This window comes from Clostridium sp. ATCC 25772 (genome assembly GCF_001573875.1).
Taxonomy (GTDB): domain Bacteria; phylum Bacillota; class Clostridia; order Clostridiales; family Clostridiaceae; genus Clostridium_J; species Clostridium_J senegalense.
In genome coordinates, this window is the sequence record NZ_LFRG01000015.1 from 1 (window position 1) to 20,785 (window position 20,785).

18 protein-coding genes are annotated in these 20,785 nt (G+C 28.9%); 2 read left to right on the forward strand and 16 right to left on the reverse strand.

The window, feature by feature from the left end; all coding sequences use genetic code 11:
- Nucleotides 1-1,028: 1,028 nt before the first annotated feature.
- The 15 genes from glmS to cdaA form a co-directional block, all read right to left on the reverse strand.
- Nucleotides 1,029-2,855, reverse strand: a complete 1,827-nt coding sequence (glmS, locus tag AZI32_RS07970; protein ID WP_061995339.1) for a glutamine--fructose-6-phosphate transaminase (isomerizing) — start codon at nucleotides 2,853-2,855, stop codon at nucleotides 1,029-1,031.
- 703 nt (nucleotides 2,856-3,558) lie between these two features.
- The gene (gene glmM, locus AZI32_RS07975) at nucleotides 3,559-4,905 is read right to left on the reverse strand and encodes a phosphoglucosamine mutase (RefSeq protein WP_061995340.1); all 1,347 of its coding nucleotides are present in this window, start codon (nucleotides 4,903-4,905) and stop codon (nucleotides 3,559-3,561) included.
- A gap of 441 nt (nucleotides 4,906-5,346) precedes the next feature.
- Nucleotides 5,347-6,138: a polymer-forming cytoskeletal protein gene (locus AZI32_RS07980; protein ID WP_061995341.1), complete on the reverse strand. Its 792-nt coding sequence runs from the start codon at nucleotides 6,136-6,138 to the stop codon at nucleotides 5,347-5,349.
- Between the two features lie 101 nt (nucleotides 6,139-6,239).
- Nucleotides 6,240-7,088, reverse strand: a complete 849-nt coding sequence (locus AZI32_RS07985; protein ID WP_061995342.1) for a polymer-forming cytoskeletal protein — start codon at nucleotides 7,086-7,088, stop codon at nucleotides 6,240-6,242.
- A 692-nt stretch (nucleotides 7,089-7,780) separates the two neighbouring features.
- Nucleotides 7,781-8,311 (reverse strand): 2-oxoacid:acceptor oxidoreductase family protein, encoded by a 531-nt coding sequence (locus AZI32_RS07990; RefSeq protein WP_061995343.1) that lies wholly within the window; start codon nucleotides 8,309-8,311, stop codon nucleotides 7,781-7,783.
- 1 nt (nucleotide 8,312) lies between these two features.
- On the reverse strand, nucleotides 8,313-9,062 hold the full coding sequence (locus AZI32_RS07995; protein ID WP_010295049.1) for a thiamine pyrophosphate-dependent enzyme: 750 nt from the start codon (nucleotides 9,060-9,062) through the stop codon (nucleotides 8,313-8,315).
- Nucleotides 9,062-10,132: a 3-methyl-2-oxobutanoate dehydrogenase subunit VorB gene (locus AZI32_RS08000; RefSeq protein WP_061995344.1), complete on the reverse strand. Its 1,071-nt coding sequence runs from the start codon at nucleotides 10,130-10,132 to the stop codon at nucleotides 9,062-9,064. Before AZI32_RS08000 ends, AZI32_RS07995 begins: the two co-directional genes overlap by 1 nt.
- A gap of 13 nt (nucleotides 10,133-10,145) precedes the next feature.
- Entirely contained in the window at nucleotides 10,146-10,355 is a 210-nt protein-coding gene (locus tag AZI32_RS08005; RefSeq protein ID WP_010295052.1) for a 4Fe-4S binding protein, read from the reverse strand.
- Between the two features lie 395 nt (nucleotides 10,356-10,750).
- Nucleotides 10,751-11,419 (reverse strand): ATP-binding protein, encoded by a 669-nt coding sequence (locus AZI32_RS08010; protein ID WP_061995345.1) that lies wholly within the window; start codon nucleotides 11,417-11,419, stop codon nucleotides 10,751-10,753.
- A 48-nt stretch (nucleotides 11,420-11,467) separates the two neighbouring features.
- On the reverse strand, nucleotides 11,468-12,538 hold the full coding sequence (gene buk, locus AZI32_RS08015) for a butyrate kinase (protein ID WP_061995346.1): 1,071 nt from the start codon (nucleotides 12,536-12,538) through the stop codon (nucleotides 11,468-11,470).
- A 38-nt stretch (nucleotides 12,539-12,576) separates the two neighbouring features.
- Entirely contained in the window at nucleotides 12,577-13,482 is a 906-nt protein-coding gene (gene ptb / locus AZI32_RS08020; RefSeq protein WP_061995347.1) for a phosphate butyryltransferase, read from the reverse strand.
- Between the two features lie 105 nt (nucleotides 13,483-13,587).
- Entirely contained in the window at nucleotides 13,588-14,682 is a 1,095-nt protein-coding gene (gene buk, locus AZI32_RS08025) for a butyrate kinase (RefSeq protein ID WP_010295065.1), read from the reverse strand.
- Nucleotides 14,683-14,985: 303 nt separating this feature from the next.
- The gene (locus AZI32_RS08030) at nucleotides 14,986-16,590 is read right to left on the reverse strand and encodes an FAD-dependent protein (protein WP_061995348.1); all 1,605 of its coding nucleotides are present in this window, start codon (nucleotides 16,588-16,590) and stop codon (nucleotides 14,986-14,988) included.
- Nucleotides 16,571-17,818: a CdaR family protein gene (locus tag AZI32_RS08035; protein ID WP_061995349.1), complete on the reverse strand. Its 1,248-nt coding sequence runs from the start codon at nucleotides 17,816-17,818 to the stop codon at nucleotides 16,571-16,573. The genes AZI32_RS08030 and AZI32_RS08035 overlap by 20 nt, the downstream gene beginning before the upstream one ends.
- Nucleotides 17,788-18,636: a diadenylate cyclase CdaA gene (gene cdaA / locus AZI32_RS08040; RefSeq protein ID WP_061995350.1), complete on the reverse strand. Its 849-nt coding sequence runs from the start codon at nucleotides 18,634-18,636 to the stop codon at nucleotides 17,788-17,790. Before cdaA ends, AZI32_RS08035 begins: the two co-directional genes overlap by 31 nt.
- A 483-nt stretch (nucleotides 18,637-19,119) precedes the next feature.
- Here cdaA and AZI32_RS08045 point away from each other — a divergent pair, with 483 nt between their 5' ends.
- Entirely contained in the window at nucleotides 19,120-20,103 is a 984-nt protein-coding gene (locus AZI32_RS08045) for a hypothetical protein (RefSeq protein WP_061995351.1), read from the forward strand.
- 84 nt (nucleotides 20,104-20,187) lie between these two features.
- Nucleotides 20,188-20,352, forward strand: coding sequence for a hypothetical protein (locus tag AZI32_RS18385; protein WP_157450868.1), 165 nt, complete (start codon nucleotides 20,188-20,190; stop codon nucleotides 20,350-20,352).
- Nucleotides 20,353-20,465: 113 nt separating this feature from the next.
- Here the strand turns inward: AZI32_RS18385 and trxA are convergent, their stop codons facing one another.
- A complete protein-coding gene (gene trxA, locus AZI32_RS08050) occupies nucleotides 20,466-20,777 on the reverse strand; it encodes a thioredoxin (RefSeq protein WP_061995352.1) in 312 nt (103 codons plus the stop codon).
- Nucleotides 20,778-20,785: the final 8 nt, after the last annotated feature.

Below are 20,785 nucleotides of genomic sequence, written 5' to 3' on the forward strand. Positions count from 1 at the left end.
TTCTTAACTAACTATATTTATACTTATTTTTCTCAACTGATAACAAAAATTTGATGTATAAATTTAAGTTATAGATTGCATCCCTATATAGGGTTCCAAGTTGACTTTTAAAATTATCCATTTCAAAACTTGGATACCTAAAATAGTGAGCCATGCTCCGAAACACTACATTTTGTATAAAAATACTTTAAAGCTATTGTATGTTACTTTATGCAAACACATTCATTGGATTCACAACAAGTACAAGTGAAAGAATAGGCATAATTTTTTTGATTTCATTTTATATCTCATCCATAATTATTATAGATATATTAACATAGTCTATTACAAGTTTAGTCATTTATATATGCTCTTAAATAAAGCTACTTAAAACATAACAAATGTATTAATATAGAATTTCAAACTCAATTTTTGGGTTGTTCACTTACCTAAGATATTTTTTAATGGTAAATAGAACTTTAAGTTAGTTATGATTTTTAGTTGTGACTTAGAAACTCTTATGAGTTTTTTTTAATTTTTAGGACCGAAACCCAAGGACGGGTTTCGCGACTGCCTAGCCATGGACGGCGATTCAGCAGTTCAGTCTTAAGAATCGGACTAAAATATATTAGAGTTTCTTTGGCATTCTCCTGAATAACGTTTTAAATTATTTCTTGGCATCAATCTCGCTATAAAATCTTAAAATAGTCAAAAGTAATTTTAGTATTTAAATATATTATAAGCTTTCAATTGCGTACATAAAGTTAACCCTATCTTTCATTAAAATATATATAAAGTTTTAAATTCTATGTATACTTCCACAACAAAAGGGACAGGCACGGGAAGTTCATTTACTTCGATTAAATATGTTGCTCTCCCAAATTATTGATTAATAAATTTATAAATCAAAGCCAGTCCCCTAAACTAGTATTCTAATTATCTTTACAATAAATTAACCTAATTTTATATACTATAGTTGTTTTTTATATAATTTTACATATAAAAAGACCGTATCAAATTTGATACGGTCTGTATTTTATCTTCTTTTATTATTCAACTGTTACTGATTTTGCTAAGTTTCTTGGCTTATCTACGTCACAGCCTTTTGCTATTGACATGTAGTAAGAGAATAATTGTAGTGGTATTACTGTTACTACTGGTGCTAGTAAGTCCATTACTCTTGGAACGTAGATTGCACTGTTAGCAGTTTTCTCTACTTCTTTGTGTCCTTCCTTAGCTATAGCGTAAACTTTTGCTCCTCTTGAAACAACTTCTTGAACGTTACTTACTGTTTTATCAAATAACTCTTCTTGTGTTCCTAAAGCTACTACAACTGTTCCTTCTTCTATTAATGCTATTGGACCATGTTTTAACTCTCCAGCAGCATATGCTTCTGAGTGAATATAAGATATTTCTTTTAATTTTAAAGAACCTTCTAGTGCTACAGCGTAGTCTAGTCCTCTTCCTAGGAAGAACATATCTTTTTCATTTACAGTTTCAGCAGTCATTTTTTCAATAGCCTCTTTACACTCAAATGCTTTTTCTACTTTTTCTGGTAGAGCTAACATCTCTTCTTTTATCTCTTCTAATTTTTCATTAGATACAGTTTCTTTATTTTGTGCAAAGAATAATGCGATTATATACATTGCTATTAATTGAGTTACATAAGCTTTAGTTGATGCAACTGCTATTTCTGGTCCTGCCCAAGTGTATAATACATCATCAGCTTCTCTTGATGCTGTACTTCCAACTACATTTGTTACAGCTATTACTCTTGCACCTTTTTCTTTTGCAAGTCTTAATGCTGACATTGTATCTGCAGTTTCTCCAGATTGGCTTATTATTATCATTAATGAATTTTCATCAATGATTGGATCTCTATATTTAAATTCTGAAGCTATATCAACTTCAACTGGTATTCTAGCTAATTTTTCTATAACGTATTTTCCAACTACTCCAGCATGATAAGCTGTTCCACAAGCTACGATATAAACTTTATTTAACTTCTTGATTTCTTCTTTAGTTATAGTTATATCATCTAATTTTATTGGCTGACCTTTAACTATTCTAGATGTCATAGTATCTTTTATAGCCTTTGGTTGCTCGTGAATTTCTTTTAACATGAAGTGCTCATATCCACCTTTTTCAGCTGCATCAGCATCCCAAGTTACTTTATAAACTTCTTTTTCTATTGCATTTTCATTAGAATCTACTATTTTAACGCCTTCTTTTGTTAAAATAACAAATTCTCTATCTTCTAATAGATATACATCTCTTGTTTGAGCAAGTACTGCTGGTATATCTGATGCTATAAAGCTTTCTTCTTTTCCAATACCTACTATAAGTGGGCTGTCTTTTCTTACTGCTACTAATTTGTCTGGTTCGTTTTTAGCTATAACTCCTATAGCATAACTTCCTTCCATTTTTTCAGTAGCTTTTATAACAGCTTTTAATAAATCTCCTTCATAGAAATAATCTACTAAGTTTGGTATTACCTCTGTATCAGTTTGAGATTTAAACTCATAACCTTCTGAAGTTAACCATTCTCTTAATTCTAGATAGTTTTCTATTATTCCATTATGAACAACACTTATAGTTTGTTCTTTATTAGAATGTGGATGTGAGTTAACATCTGATGGCTGTCCATGAGTAGCCCATCTAGTATGACCTATTCCTACCATTCCATGTATAGGAGACTCTTCTAATTTATTTTCAAGATTTTTTAATCTTCCTTTACATTTAGTAACTTCAATTTCTCCATTTTCGATTATTGCAACACCTGCTGAGTCATATCCTCTATACTCAAGCTTGCTTAATCCTTCAATTAGTAATGGTGCTGCTTCTCTGTTTCCAAAATAACCTACTATTCCGCACATATAAATCTTCCTCCGATATTTAAATATTTTTATTATAGGGCTTATTATAGGGTTTACAAAAAATACAAACCTACATTCCCTACATTTGAAAGGTTTTAACACCTGATTGATATTGTGACAAAAATCGCTTTTTGCTTTTATCAATCTTTAACGGTAGTGCGATACCGTGGGGCACCCGCCGAAGATTCGATACTCCCCATCCTCGTCAACTTGAAAATTTAAAAATTTCTCATAAATGAATGTTGCTATTTTAACTCTAATGTAAACACAGCCTAGCATATCCACCTATTAACAAAATTAATTTTTCCAAGTCCTGGCGCTTTTGAATTTATAGTTTAATATTAATTAAACCTCAATTTATTATATTCAACGGTATATCAATGGTCAATGGATTTTTTTTCCATGAAAATTTTCAAAAATGTTTTTTTAAATATTAGAATAATAATAATTTTAAAATATTTTTATTTATGATATACAATTTATTTTTATTCTTCTCTTTGTTCTATATTATTAAACATTTATTATGTATTATTATTCTTTTAACAGAATTAAGATTACATTATATGATTTTATAAATATATCACTGAAATTTTAAACTAAGTTTTAAAATAAAAGAAATTCCCTTTAAATATTTATAAAAAAACTACTTTTAAAACAAATTCACATCCATTTTAAAGGTAGTTTTATACTGTCTTTATATAATTTAGTTTGCTTTTTCTTCTATTAACTTAGCTAAAGCATGTGCCATTTCATCTAATTCTTGTTGGTTTTTACCTTCAAGCATTACTCTTACTAATGGTTCTGTTCCAGAAGGTCTTATTAATACTCTTCCTTCACCTTCTAGTTTTTTCTCCATTTTAGCTATTTCATTTTTTATTTCTTCATCTTCATTGTGGATATTTTTCTTATCATTTGGAATTCTAGCATTTACTAAAACTTGTGGAAGTTCTGTCATCACTGATGCAAGATTACTTAAAGTTTTTCCACTTTCTTTAACTGTAGCTGCTAATTGTATTCCTGAAACTAGACCATCTCCAGTTGTATTATAATCTAAGAATATAACATGACCAGATTGTTCTCCACCTATACTATATCCACCTTTTTTCATTTCTTCTAAAACATATCTATCTCCAACTTTAGTTTTGATAGTTTTTATATTTTCTTCTTTTAAGGCTATATCTAAGCCTAAGTTACTCATAACAGTTACAACAACTGTATCTTTATTTAGTTTTCCTTGTGATTTTAAGTGTTTAGCTGCTATAACCATCATGAAGTCACCATTTATCAATTTACCATTTTCATCTATAGCTAAGCATCTATCAGCATCCCCATCAAATGCTAATCCTAAATCACATTTATTTTCAACTACATGTTTCATTAATTGCTCTGGATGTGTTGAACCACAATCTTTATTAATATTACATCCATCAGGAGTATTATTAATAGCAAAAACCTCTGCTCCTAATTTTTTAAGAGCTAATTCTGAAGTTTTATAAGATGCACCATTAGCACAATCTATAGCAATTTTCATTCCTTTTAAATCGCCATTAACTGTAGATACTGCAAATTTAACATAATCATCTACTGCGCTATCTACAACTATTTTCTTTCCTACATTTTCACCAGTTACAACAGGTACTCCTGCAAATTTATCTTCTATTAATTTTTGTATTTCATCTTCTAATTCATCACTTAGTTTGAATCCTTCTTTGTTAAAGAATTTTATGCCATTGTATTCAACAGGATTATGAGATGCAGATATAACAACACCTGCGTCTGCACCATATTTTTTAGTTAAATATGCAATAGCAGGAGTAGGAATTACACCAACACATATAGCTTCTGCTCCTACTGAAAGTATTCCAGAAACTAATGCACTCTCTAACATATCTTTTGATATTCTAGTATCCATTCCAACTAATATTTTAGGTTTGTGCATTGTATCAGTTAAAACACACGCTCCAGCTTTTCCTAAATTATATGCAAGTTCAACTGTTAATTCACTATTAGCTATTCCTCTAACTCCATCAGTACCAAACATTCTACTCATTTGACAACCTCTTTCCTCTTATATAGTATAACAATACTAATTTAACCTAATATGCTAATATTTTAATGACAAATAAATTACATTCTCATAAATTCTATACATTATTCTTATTATTAGACACTTTTTATCAATTATTTATGTAAGAAATAAAAACAATGCATTAGATATGTTAATATACTTCACCCTTACCTTAAAATATATTATATAAAAAATGCCACATAAAAATATTAAATTTATTTTATCCCTAATGTTATAAAAAGCCACCTAAAGAGCATTCATTCTTTAAAGATGACTAAATAAACCTTATGCATATATTGTAAATTTCCTATTTAAAATATACATAAATACACAAACTACATTATAATATAAATTTTTTCTATACACAATAAGACATATTTAAATAAAACTGATGTGTACTACATCAGTTTTATTTAAAATTAATTATATTTTTATGTTGTTCACTACTTTTCCATTTTGAATAACTTTAAATTCTTCCTCATATTCAACCTTTTTAATATTGCACCCTTCACCTATAACCACAACTTTTCCTCTAACTAAATCAGCTTTAGTATTTTCCAAATATATTTTCTTACCTTCAATTTTCTTACATTCAATAGAAACTTCATTTTTCACTAACTTTTTAAGTAATCGTGAAAGTAGTTTAGAAGTATTTTCTGGCTTTTTTATATTTATTTTTTCACACTTAATATTGTTCATCTTCGATTTACTTCCTAGTGTTATACTCACATCTTGCGCATTTAACACTCCTTGGTGTACTATTCCTCCACTTAAAACAAATATATCTGTATTTATATCTTTTTTCACATGACTAGCACCTGCAATATAAACACACTCAGAATTTATGTTGCCTTCTATACTACCTACTCCAGGAAGATTGAAAATTTTACAGTTTAAATCCTTTTCTATAGAAACCTTTCCCCCTATAATTAAATCTTCTACATCTACATTCCCCTTAGTAGCTATAATACCTTGCAATTTTGCAGTTTTGCCTTTTATATTACCATCTATAGAAGCCTTTCCACTTATAACTATGTTTTTTCCTTCTATATTGCCCTTAGCATTGCAGCTACCTTTAGATAAAAAATTTTTGCATGAAATATCCCCTTCAAAACATGCATTTCCAGTTATTGTAACTTTATTAAAATTTCCGCCTTTAATATTAGTTGTGTTTTGTATTTTTAAATTTTCCAATTTTTTAAAATCTAGCGCCATAACATACCTACCCCTTAATCATTTGATTTTCTATAAAACTCCTTGTCTTATTATTGATAAATCATTATAAAATCATACAGAAACCACCTACTAAATCATCTTTAGCAATTAATTCTTTCTACTTTATTAACAACACTTTCTTCATCGCATTTATACTCATTCTTATATTCTATTAAATCTATTTTACAATTTTTACCTATTATTACATTTTCGCCTCTAACAACTTTGGCTTTTGTATTTTCTAGATAGATATAATCAGCTTCTATAGTTTCAACTTCTAATTCCATATCTAAATTCTTTGAAAAAATGCTAATAAAATCTCTTATTATAGATTTACCAAAACTTTTATTAACTTCTATTTTACTACAACCTATTTCCTTAACTCTACAAAAACCACCAAGTTTAATGAAAACCTCATCTGCATTTAACATTTGTCCTATTTCAAAGGATCCTGAAGCTTTAAAAATTTCACTTTCTACATTCTTTGAAACTTTAATCCCTCCATTTACTACCATTTCTTTACTAGTAACACTTTCATGAAAATTACATCCACCTGAAGCTCTCAAATTTTCAATTGATGCATCTTTTAAAATAGTACATCCCCCACTTATTTCAAAAATATTTGCCTTTATTTCACCTTCAATATTACAACTTCCACTAACAGCCCCTTCATTACAACTTAGATTACCAATAAATTTAGAACTGCCACTAGTCTTTAAAGTATCACACTTAGCATTGCCTTTTATTTTTCCACTACCACTCATTTTTAATTGTCCATTACTTTCAACAGAGCCATTAACCACAGTAGAACCACTGATTTTAAATTCATCACAATATATATCTCCATTTATCTTTCCTGAACCATTTGAAATAACTTTATTATACCTTCCTCCACTAGCAGTACAACTTCCAGATATAATTAAATCGCTTATTATATTTTTATTATCCACAATTTATTCCCACCTTTTCAACAAAGTTATCAACAGTTTTTGTTAATAACTTTTCTTCTATTTATCACTACCCTTATTATACACTAATTAGCGTAACATTGTTACGCTAATCTTCTTTTTTTATTGTTAAATAAATAACTATATCTATAAATAAGGATTTTTGCTTATTTCATTATAAAAAACTTAACTTTGGTTAAAAATTATAATAAATTCTACTATTTTTAGTTATAGCCATTTTCCTCTTTTAATAAAATATATAGATGGCTATACACAAAAGACATCTGAAATAGTTTATTTTCTCTAATAAATTATTTATAAATATATATATAAGGAGTTTTTATATGACTTTATTTGTTAAATATATCTTACCAATATTATTCTCTTTAACATGTTTTTTATTTATTGGTATAGCTATAAAAGTAATACTTAAGAAGTTTTTCTTTATTTGCCCTAATTGTGGTCACATCACTGCATACAATTTTAAATCCTTTACTCTATCAACAAAACGTTTTAAATATAAAATAATTTCTTGTCCTAAATGTAATTTTAAAGACTACGTGAAGGAAACCAACAATAAGGCTTCCTCTTTTTAACTACTTAAAACAAAAGACTATCTAAACATAGAATTTTAATTCTATGTTTAGATAGTCCCTTTTATTTATATACTTATTAACTTCAACTATTTCGCTTAATTATTTAACATAATTTGCGCCTAGTTCTAAGGCCTTTTTATTAACCTCAAAGAACTTCTCTTTTCCGTGAGATTTTAATGCAGCTAACAGTTCATCCATTGTAACTATTTTAGTTTTTGCAACTAATGCACCTAAAAGTATCATGTTTGCTATTTTACTACTTCCTAATTTAGTTGCTTCTGTTTGTGCTGGTATTCTTAATATTTCAATATCGCTTCTTTCTGGCTCTCTATCTACTAAATCACTATCTATTATTAATAGTCCACCTTTTACTAAATCATTCTCAAATTTGTCTAAAGAAGGTCTATTCATTACTACTACTGTAGACGGATTAGTAACTACTGGTGATCCTACTTCATCATCAGTAACTATTACTGAACAGTTTGCAGTTCCCCCTCTCATTTCTGGTCCATATGATGGCAACCATGAAACATTTTTATCTGCATCCATACCTGCATAAGCTAAAAACTTACCCATTGAAAGTATTCCTTGTCCACCAAAACCTGCAAAAATTATATCTTGTGATGCCATATTATTTCACCTCCTCTGTATTATCTTTTTTTACTCCTAAAGTATAGTGTGGCATCATATTGTTTCTTAACCACTCCATAGATTCATTAGGAGATAAACCCCAGTTAGTTGGGCAAATTGATAATACTTCTACTAGTGAAAATCCTTTTCCTGCTATAGCATTTTCAAATGCTTTTTTTATAGCTTTTTTAGCTTTATTAACATTTGGAACACTATCAACAGAAACTCTTTCTACATAACAAGCTCCATCTAAAGTTGCTATCATCTCTGATACTCTTATAGGATGTCCTTGAATGTTTACATCTCTTCCATAAGGAGATGTTTCTGTAACTTGTCCTGGTAATGTAGTTGGTGCCATTTGGCCACCAGTCATACCATATATACAGTTATTTACAAATATAGTTACTATATTTTCGCCTCTTGTTGCAGCATGAACTATCTCAGCTGTACCTATAGCTGCTAAGTCTCCATCACCTTGATATGTGAATACTACAGCATCTGGATTAGATCTTTTTATTCCTGTTGCTACAGCAGGTGCTCTACCGTGAGCTGCCTCAAACATATCACATGCAAAATAATCATAAGCTAAAACAGAACATCCAACAGGAGCAACTCCTATTGTTTTATCTATAACATTTAATTCATCTAAAACTTCTCCTACTAATCTATGAATAACTCCATGAGTACATCCTGGACAATAGTGAGTAGGAACATCTAATAATGCTTTTGTTGGTTCAAATACTATAGCCATTATTTAGCACCTCCTACTAGTTCTTTAACTTTTGAAAGTATTTCTTCTGGTGTTGGAACCATTCCACCACTTCTGCCAAAGAAATTTACTGGTTTCTTGCCTTCAACTGCTAATCTAACATCTTCAACCATTTGTCCACAACTTAACTCAACTGATAAATATCCATGTTTTGTTGAATTTACAGTTTTATCAAAGGCTTCTGTTGGGAATGGCCATAATGTTATAGGTCTAATTAAACCTAATTTTATACCTTCTTTTTCAGCCATTTTAACAACATTTTTACAAATTCTTGATGTTGTTCCATAAGCAACTAACACTAAATCATTTTCTCTATCACAGTTAAATAATTCATATTTAACTTCATTTTCTTTTATAGTTTTATATTTTTCTTGTAAATGCTTATTATGTTCTTCTAATACTTCTGCTTTTAAGTACAGAGAATTTATTACATTGTGTTTTTTTCTTCCATACAATCCATTAGCAGCCCAAGTTTTTTCAGGTAATTGTTTTTCTTCTCTTTCTTTAAATTGAACTGGCTCCATCATTTGACCAATCATTCCATCTCCCATTATCATTACAGGAGTTCTATACATTTCTGCAACATCAAATGCTTCTTGTACCATATCGACCATTTCTTGTATAGAAGCTGGTGCAAATACTGGCATGTTAAAATCTCCATGTCCGCCACCTTTGGTAGCTTGGAAATAATCTGATTGTGCTGGTTGTATACTACCAAGTCCAGGGCCTCCTCTTACTATGTTTATAATTACACATGGTAATTCAGCTCCTGCTATATATGAAATTCCTTCTGCTTTTAAGCTTATTCCTGGAGAACTTGAAGATGTCATACATCTAACTCCAGTTCCTGCTGCTCCATAAACCATGTTAACAGCTGCAATTTCACTCTCAGCTTGAAGGAATACTCTTCCTATTTTTGGCATCTTTCTTGAAAGATATGCTGATATTTCAGTTTGTGGTGTTATTGGGTATCCAAAGAAGCACTTACAACCTGCTTTTATAGCAGCTTCGCCAATAGCTTCATTACCCTTCATTAAAATTTTATCTGCCATGAAATAACCCTCCTTATTTTTCAACTGTAATTACAAGATCTGGACACATTTTTGCACATGATGCACACCCTATGCATTCAGCTTGTTTTTCTTCTATTACTGTTGCTGGATGATATCCTTTTACATTTAACCCTTGAGAAAAACTTATTATATTTTTAGGACATACCACGATGCAATTTCCACAACCTTTGCATCTTTCTTCTCTGAAGCTAACCTTTGCCATAACTTTCCCTCCTTATAATGTTGCAACTTCAATATAAAATATATATACAAAGATAATTTTATATATCTAAGCTACCCATATTTTTAAATCTTCAAATAACACTTAATTCCAAATCATGCTTGTACTTTTATTGTAACTCTATTTTGAATACGTTGTCAATTCAGTTTATTAATAATATTCTAACAATTCATTAAATTCTATTTTATAATTTTTTTGTATTTAGAACTTTCATTGTATTTTTATTGTAAACCACGTAAAAATACTATAGAACTTTTAGTTGACTAGGTCTATATTAACTTTATGCAAATCAGCTTTATATAATTACTTATATAAAAAATTAATCATATTTCCTATAATATTTAACTTATTATAGGAAATATGATTTTACTTTTCTGTTATTTTCTCCAAGGTGGTAGCATGTATATTTTTATAGGAAATACTTCAGCGCTAACGCTATCTTTCACTTCATCAACCATATCAGTTGTGCAAACTGTAAATTGATGAGGTATGTTAATTTCCTTTGATAAATTCGCAACATACTTATCACCTTTTAAAATATGCTCTTTAGTTGTTTCATAAGATAAGTTTGTATTAGACACTAAATGTGTAACTTGTAACCTTGATGCCTTTTGTATAGCATCTATATATTCTTTAACACCTTTATCATCACATGTAAGTGGTCTGTTATTATTTATGACAAAGTACATATCATACGGTTCTTCTTTAAAAAACTTATTATATTGGCCAAGTCCTACAGCTCCTGCATCATCTCCACCAACATCAAAAACAACCTCATAACTTTTATCATTAAAAACAGCCATAACTTCAGCTGGAACAACCATTAGCTCAGCATTCACATACTCAGGATTAGATGATATTACTCTTATGTTATAATTTTCTTCTAAATCCTTTTTTAAGTCTCTTACACAGAAATAAGGATTTACAATATCTAAATCAACTATAGCAACTTTTTCACCTTTTTTCGCCAAATCAATTGCATAATTTATTGCTATTTCAGTTTTTCCACTACCAAAATGACCTGTAAAAACCCTAATTCTACTCATATTATCACCTTTTCTCTTTAGATACTAACTATCTAAAAATTATTTAGCTTATTTATATTCCTTAGCTGTTTCTTCACCATTTAATACTCTTAATCCACCTTCTGCTAATGCTAATAATTCATCTTCTCCTGGGTAAACAACTACTTGAGAAATAAATTCTACTCTCTCTTTAATATAACTTACCATAGCTTTTGAATAAGCTATACCACCTGTAAGTATAATAGCATCAACTTTTCCTTTTAATACTGCAGCACATACGCCTATTTCTTTAGCTGTTTGATATCCCATAGCATCAAATATTAATTTAGATTTTTCATCTCCAGCAGCAGCATCATCATCTACTTTTTTAGCATCATTAGTATTTAAATATGCTACTATTCCACCTTTACCTGTTATTTTCTTATTTATTTCATCTTTAGTGTATTTACCACTAAAACACATGTTTACTAAATCTCCTATTGGCACTCCACCACTTCTTTCTGGTGAAAATGGTCCATCTCCATGTAATGCATTATTTACATCGATAACTCTTCCATGGTTGTGTGCTCCAACAGAAACTCCACCACCCATATGTGCAATTATTAAATTTAGATCTTCATAATTTTTGCCAGTTTCTTTAGCAAATCTTCTTGCTACTGCCTTTTGATTTAGTGCATGAAATATACTTTTTCTTTCTATTTCTGGAATTCCTGATATTCTTGCAACATCAGATAATTCATCAACAACAACTGGATCAATTATGAATGATCTTATGTTTAAGTCATTTGCAATTTCACGCGCAATAATTCCACCTAAGTTAGATGCGTGTTGTCCTTGAACTCCAACTTTTAAATCTTCTATCATGGAATCATTTATTTCATAAGTTCCACCTTCTATTGGTTTTAAAAGTCCACCTCTACCAACTACTGCGTTTAATTCTTTAATATCAAATTTTTTATCTTTTAATACATCTAGAATAACTTCTTTTCTAAAATTAAACTGATCATATATATTTTTATATTTTCCTATTTCCTCTGAAGTGTGTCTTAATGTCTCTACTAATACAGGTTTTGTATCTTCATAAACCCCTATTTTTGTTGAAGTTGAACCTGGATTAATTATAAGTAACTTAAATGCCATAACTTTTTTCCCTCCTAAAATTGTAACGTGATTAAACCCTATTTATTGTGAGCAACTAACGCTGCTAGTGCTATTGAATTCATTTTTGTCTCTGGTGAATCTGCTCTTGAAGTAACTATAACCGGTGCAGCTGCCCCTGCTAATAATCCTCCATTTTTAGATTCAGTTGTGTATGTTAAACATTTATACATTGCATTACCTGCTTCTATATTTGCCATTAAAAGTATATCTGCATGACCTGCAACTGGTCCTGAAACACCTTTATGTTTTGCTGCTTCTTCTGATAAAGCATTATCTAATGCTAATGGTCCATCAACTATACAACCTTTAATTTGTCCCCTATTGTTCATAGCTGTTAAAGCTGCTGCATCTAAAGTTGCTGGCATTGCCTCATTTACAACTTCTACTGCACATATTGGTGCTACTTTTGGTGTTTCTATACCAGTTGCTTTTGCAACCTTAACTGCATTATTTATAATGTCTACTTTTTCTTTTAGTTCAGGATACATATTAAATGCTGCATCTGTTAAGAATATCATCCTGTCATATCCAGGTATTTCAAAAACAGCTATATGAGACATTTGTTTTCCTGCTCTTAATCCCACTTCCTTGTTTAATACAGCTCTTAAAAATGATGCTGTATCAATTAATCCTTTCATCATCATGTCAGCTTTTCCACTTGAAACTAGTTCAACTGCTTTTAATGCTGCTTTTTTTGCATTTTTTTCATCTACTATTTCAAATTCATTCATATCCATTCCAATTTTTTCACCAATTGAAATTATTTTTTCTTTGTCTCCCACCAAAACTGCGTCTGCTATTTTATTATTTTTAGCATCCCTTATAGCCTCTAAAACTGGCTCATCTTGAGCCACAGCTACTGCTACCTTTTTCATCGGTTGTGCTTTAACTTTTTCAATAATTTGTTTAAATGAATTTGCCATTTATTTATCCTCCCCATGATTTTATATATATAAAGATAAATAAAACTATAAAAATTTTAAATTTGTGATTTATACTATTTTATTTATCAATATTACAAACTTATATTATTTTAAAGTCAAAATCTCTTGTTCATATATTTTGCTCTTTTCTTCACCATTTAAAATTCTTAATGCTCCTTGTGCAAGTGCAAGCATTTCATCTTCCCCTGGTACTAAAACTATGTCTGCTATAAATTCAACTTGTTCTTTAATCCAATCCATAAGTCTTTTATTATGAGCTAGTCCACCTGTAATTATTATATTATCCACTTTTCCTTTAATCACAGTTGACATTGCACCTATTTCCTTTGCTATTTGATATGCCATAGCTTTTAAAATAAGTTCCGCTTTTTTATCCCCTTTGTCTATCATTGAATCTACAATTCTTCCATCATTAGTTCCAAGATACGCAACAAGCCCACCTTGTCCACTTATTAATTTTGCTAATTCTTTATGAGTGTATTTACCACTAAAGGCCATTTCTACAGTGTCACGTACTGGTAATGATCCACTTCTTTCTGGTGAAAATGGACCTTCATGATTAGCATTATTACAATCAAGTAACTTTCCATCTTTAAATGGTGAAATAGATATTCCTCCACCTAAATGAGCAATAACAAAGTTTGACTTATAAAAATCTAAACCTTTATCGGCACAAACTCTTCTCGCAACTGCTTTCATGTTTAAAGCATGTACTAAAGAGCGTCTTGGTATTTCTGGCATGCCTGATATTCTAGCCTCATCACATATTTCATCTACTGCAACTGGATCTACTATATAAGCTTTTATATTTACTTTTTTTGCTATTTCATTTGATATTATTCCACCTAAATTAGATGCATGTTGTCCCTGTATTCCTATTTTTAAATCTTCAATCATTTTTGCCGAAACTTCATATGTTCCACCTGGCATTGATCTTAGAAGGCCACCCCTTCCAACAACAGCTGCTAATTCGTTTAACTTTACCCCTTTTTCATCTAACCATTGAAGTATAACCTTTACTCTCATGTCCTTTTGGGCATATATTGTTTCAAATTTGTTAATTTCCTTAATATCATGACTTAAACTCGTTGATACTATGCAATCATTTTCTTTAAATATAGCTAATTTTGTTGATGTAGAACCTGGATTGATAACTAAAACATAAGATTTTTTTGCCATAATTAATACCCCCAATTTATTTGAAATTTTTACATTAAATTAATTTAGTATGTTAATATTAAAACAAACTAATCTAAATATTAAAATTAATTTAACTATATAAAAATTTCTGAATCTTAATTGCATTTTTTTATTATATATTAAACTTTTATATTTATATATTTAAATTTTAATGCAATTTTATATATCTAAATCCAACTAGAATACGTATCTAGTTGGATTATAATACACTTTTTTACCTTGTTTAATTTTCCCCTAATAATATTTTAACAAATTAGTTACATAAATATCAATAAAAATAATCTAATAATTAGGTATATTATATTTTTTAATTACATTTTCTGCAACTTTTAGTCCATCTATTGCTGCAGATATAATTCCACCTGCATATCCTGCACCTTCTCCTGCAGGGTATAAACCTTTTGTTGATATACTAACATCTTCTTCATTTCTGCTTATTCTAACTGGTGATGAAGTTCTAGTTTCTACTCCAGTGAATATAGCTCCACCTTCTGCAAATCCACGTATTCTTCTATTAAATACTGGCATAGATTCTTTTATTGAATCTACAACATATTTAGGTATACAGTTTTTAAGTTCGCTAAATTCTACGCCTGGAGCATATGTTGGAGTTACTCCTTTTAATTTAGTGGATTTTCTATCATTTAAAAAATCTTCAACTAGCTGTACAGGTGCATTATAGTTTTTACCACCTACTTCATAAGCTAATCTTTCATATTTTCTTTGAAATTCTATTCCTGCAATAGGAGAATCACTTCCAAAATCATCTGGTCCAACAGAAACAACTATAGCTGAATTGGCATTCACATTATCTCTTTTATAGTTGCTCATACCATTTACCACAACTGTATTTTCTTCTGATGCTGCTGCAACTACATGACCACCTGGACACATACAAAAACTATATACTCCTCTACCTGTTGATTTAGCTGTATTTGTTAATTTATATTCTGCAGCTTTTAATCTTGGATGATCTTTGTATTTTCCATATTGATTTTCGTTTATTAAATCTTGAGGATGTTCAACTCTAAATCCTATTGAAAAAGGCTTAGACATCATAAAAATTCCTCTTTTAAATAACATTTCATATGTATCTCTTGCACTATGTCCTATTGCTAAAATTAATACTTCACAAGGTATCTTTTCACCATTCACAACTATTTCTTTAACATTGTTATCTTTAATAATAATATCCTCAAGTTTAGATTTAAACCTAACTTCTCCACCTAATTTTATTATTTCTTTACGTATTGTTTTTACTACATTTTTTAAAATATCTGTTCCTATATGAGGCTTTGCCATATATAAAATTTCCTCTGGAGCTCCAGCTTTAACAAGTTCCTCTAAAACATATGCACCCCTATAATCTTTTGTTCTAGTAGTTAATTTTCCATCCGAAAAAGTACCTGCGCCACCTTCTCCAAATTGAACATTAGACTGAACATTAATCTTTCCGTTTTTCCAAAAATTATTAACAGCTAATGTTCTAGCATCAACATCTTCTCCACGTTCTATTATAATTGGCTTGTATCCTTTTTGAGCCATAATAAGACCAGCAAAAAGTCCTGCTGGCCCCATACCTACAATAATTGGTCTAGTATTTAATTTTTCTGACCCAAATTCTATTTCAGCATTATATTTAACATTTTCTATTGTTACATCCTTATCATTAGCCTTTTTTGCTACTTTTTCTAAATTATCACAAGCAATCTCTACTGCATAATTAAATTTTATATTATCTTTTTTTCTAGCATCAATAGACTCTTTACATATTCTAAAATTCTTTATATCTTTTTCACTTAATTTTAGTTTTTGGGCTGCTTTTGTTCTTAACGTATTTATATCTTCCTCTATACTTAAAGATAAATTATTCACCTTTATCCACATTTTCTTTATCTTCCTCCGAATTTTTCTTTATAGTTACTTTTACACTTTCTAAACTTTGAGATACCTTTCTTAGATTATCAGGTATACCTACTATATTTATAGGCAAAGTGTGTTCTCCTTCTGCAAGTCCAGTTAAATCTATATTCGCACTTATTTTACTTGCATCTAAACTATTTATATCTGCTTCACTTCCAGATAAAACTATTTGCACTGTATCTTGTCCTAATGTTATTGTAGACTTTTCTGGTGGATTTGTATAATTTATAGGTACACTAACATTCTTTTGTAATGTTTTATTTACTACAACATTTATTTTAACATTTACTGTATCTGTTGATAGTTTTAAATTATCAGGAATTTGTAATTTTACTTGTAATGTTGTACTTTCAGATATTTGACTTAAATCTATTGGAGATGTATAAATCACCCCTACATCTGCAAGTTGATTACCATCTCCAGATATTTCAACATTTTTAGGTTCTACTTCTACACTTTGCAATGACCCATTATTTACAGCACCAGTAACCTTTGCTTCTACTGGTACTATCTTACCTTTACTTATGGGTATTTTTACATTTGCATTAGTCTCTGAAAGTGTAACTTCTTTTACCACATTTCCATTTGCATCCACAGCATATAATTCTGCTGACTTATTAACATCACTTTCTATTGATGCTGCATCTACATTAGCAACAACACCTGTAACTTTATCAACAAATTGTTTTGCACCATAAACATTAATAGTTTTAGGTTCTACGGTAGCTTCTCCAGCATGTATACCTGCTGGCAAATCACCTAATATATTAGGTGTTATCGGTAATTCTTTTTCTTCTAAGTTATCTATTTGAATCTTAATCCAAAGATTTTCGCTGTTTACAATACTTATATTGTTTGGAGCTTCTTTTATTTCAACTGGAATTGTATTTTCTCCAGCTTTCAAAGCATATTTACTCAAATCTGCAACTATTTTAAAGTCTTTTGTTTTATTTATTTGATATACAGATGTAGCTGCACCCTTTACAGTCAGACTTATATTAAATTCTTGATTTGGCAAAAGTACTAATTTATTTTCCTCTAGTACTTCTATATTAGTTATTTCTACTGGTACATATCTTATTACATGATTAGTTAATGGATTTTGTATATTTCTTATATATAACCATAGTACAAAGGAGGCAATTACACAACAAACTCTAATTAAAACGTCTTGTCTTTTCGCTTTATCCATCTTTTAACCCTCTCTTTAAATGTTTCCTTATTCTTATTCCTACTTTTCATAATTTTAACGAGAATAGTTTTTAACTTTTCTCCATCATAATGTCTAAGTAGCCTTCCATTAACCGCTAAAGAAATAACACCTGTTTCCTCTGATACTATTATAGTTAAACAATCTGTTAATTCTGTAACACCTATACCAGCCCTATGTCTAGTTCCTAATTGCTTGTTAAGTTTATCATTATTAGTAAGCGGTAAAAAGCATCCTGCTGCTTCTATTCTGTCATTTTTTATTACTGTGGCACCATCATGTAATGGTGTATTTACCACAAATATATTTTGTAGTAATGCAGAGGATACAACAGCATCTATTTTTGTCCCTGTTTTTATTATGTCTCCCAATCCTGTTTTTTGTTCAATTAAAATAAGTGCTCCGATTTTATCCTTTGCAAGAGCTTCAACAGCATCAACTATTTCATTTACAACATTATTCATAACTTCTTCGTCTTCATATATTATTTTATCCACAAAAGACGTTCTTCCTAAATGCTCTAATGCCTTTCTTACTTCTGGTTGGAATATAATAACAATAGTGATAACTCCTATTGTTATAGTGTTACTTAATATCCAACTTAACATAGTTAAATTGAAAAATTCACTAATAGGGATTAATAAAAATATTAGTAACACACCTTTTAAAAGTTGTTCTGCCCTAGTTTCCTTTATAAGAATATACCCTTTATAAAAAATTATGGATACAACTAGAACATCGATAGCCGAAGATATGCTAAATCCTTTTAGGCTATTCATAAATAAATTAAAACCCTCCATTGCTGCCTCACCTCTCTATTTTACCTTTATCTTTTATTAAAATTATATGAAATAATCTTGTATTACATAATCAAAAAACTAAATATTTATTTGACAAATAAATATTTATATATACATATAATTATACACTAATACCTTTATTTATAATACATTATCCAATTTATTTTTTATAAATTCTTATTATATCCCCCTATAATTTTTTTAAAAATCTATTAACACTTTAGTAACAAGGATGCCCCTTTATTTTTCTATAAAAAATACTACTTATAATAAATTTATTAACAAATTATAAATTTTATCACTGCTAAAATTTTATTATTATCTAATGAATATTTTACGTTGCAAATTAATATATGTTTATTAGCAATGAAATAACTTTTAAGTGCTTTATCTTTAAAATGCACCTAATTTAAAATTTTTAATACAATTTTCTTAAATAAATTTTTAATTTAATCTTATTTATAATAACAGGAGGATTTTTAAATGAACATAATTATATCAGACAAGAAAAATAAACTTCTTATTTATTTATTAATTATAGTGGGTTCAATATCTTTATTTTGTTTAAGCTTTAATATATTTAAAGAAAAGTCACTACCAACATCTTCTTCTTCACATTCCATATCCGCTATTCTTGAAGATGTACAAGCTATAAATAATAAGTGTAATTCCTTTTGTAAAAATGGTGACTTAGACTGTGAGCTAGCTCTAAAAAATATATCAAATATAAAAACAAATTTATCTAAACTAAAAAATAATTTATCATCTTCTGATGAAAAACAAAAATCTTTAATAAATGCACTAGATAATAATATACTTATTTATGACCAAATGTATTCTATGCTAAAAAATTCCAAAGCTAGTGATATTGAAGTATCTTCAAAAAATCTAAGAACGTATCATAGTACTGCTAATAATATATATTCCAACTTAGGCAATAATAATGTATTGAAAGATACTTTTTATGCAATAGAAAGCACTATAAATTACTGTTTTGAAAATAATGTTAAGGATAAAGAAAAAGATATAAAAAATGATCAAGCCGCTCTATTTGTTTCATCTTTAGATACAATAATATCTTCTTTTGAAAAATCTATGGAAGATTTAAATTCCCTTACTAAGGATGCTAGGAATAATAAAATAACCTATGAACTAGCTATATCTAAAGTTGATGATAAAATTAAATCTCTAGAAAGTTTTAATTCAGAGTTAAGAAAACTATCAATACCTAACAAAGGAACCATTTCTTATGAGAAACTAATCTCATCTTTAAATGAATATGATAATTATCTAGCAAGTTTTAAATATGCACTATCTATGGAGAAAATGTACTCAGATAATAAAGAATATTCTAATGATTTTTTTGATTCTCTTTACTCAACTTCAAAAGATTATTTAAATAGTTTTCAAACTTATTATGACAAATTTAAAAATTCCTATTTCCAGTATAAATCTGATGTTTTATAGGTGAAAATAATAATATTTAAAGATTTATGTATTATTTTTTATATTAAGGTAAAACTACTTTTATATTAAAGAGGTGATTATATAATGAAAAACTTAGTTTTAAAATTTTTAATTTTATCCTTTTTAACTAGTTTTGGATCTATTTCATTTGTTAATAATGATTTATACGAAGAAACCCTTATAAAATTTAATGGTAAATCAACAGAAGTTTTTACGACCACTAATGAATTTGACTATAATGAAATGTAATTAGTATATTGCTATTAAAATATAAAAAACCCAATTCGAAATTGGGTTTTTTTACTTTAGGCATAATCAAATAAATAATAGACCAGTATTCTTGCCTATTATTTAATTATGCCTTATATATGCTTTTCTATTATTGCTTTTAAATCATCTTTATCTTTATATCCTATAGATGTATCTACTACTTCACCATTTTTTATTATTTTTATAGTTGGTATGCTCATAACTTTAAATTGTCTTGCCAATGAAGAATTATCCTCTACATTTACCTTTGCAAATACAGCATCGGGCATCTCATGTGAAAGTTGTTCTATAACTGGAGCTAATCTTTGACATGGGCCACACCAAGTTGCCCAAAAATCAACCACTATTGGTTTTTCACTGTTCATTATTTCTGAACTAAAATTTTCTTCCTTTAATTCTATCATAAAAATAC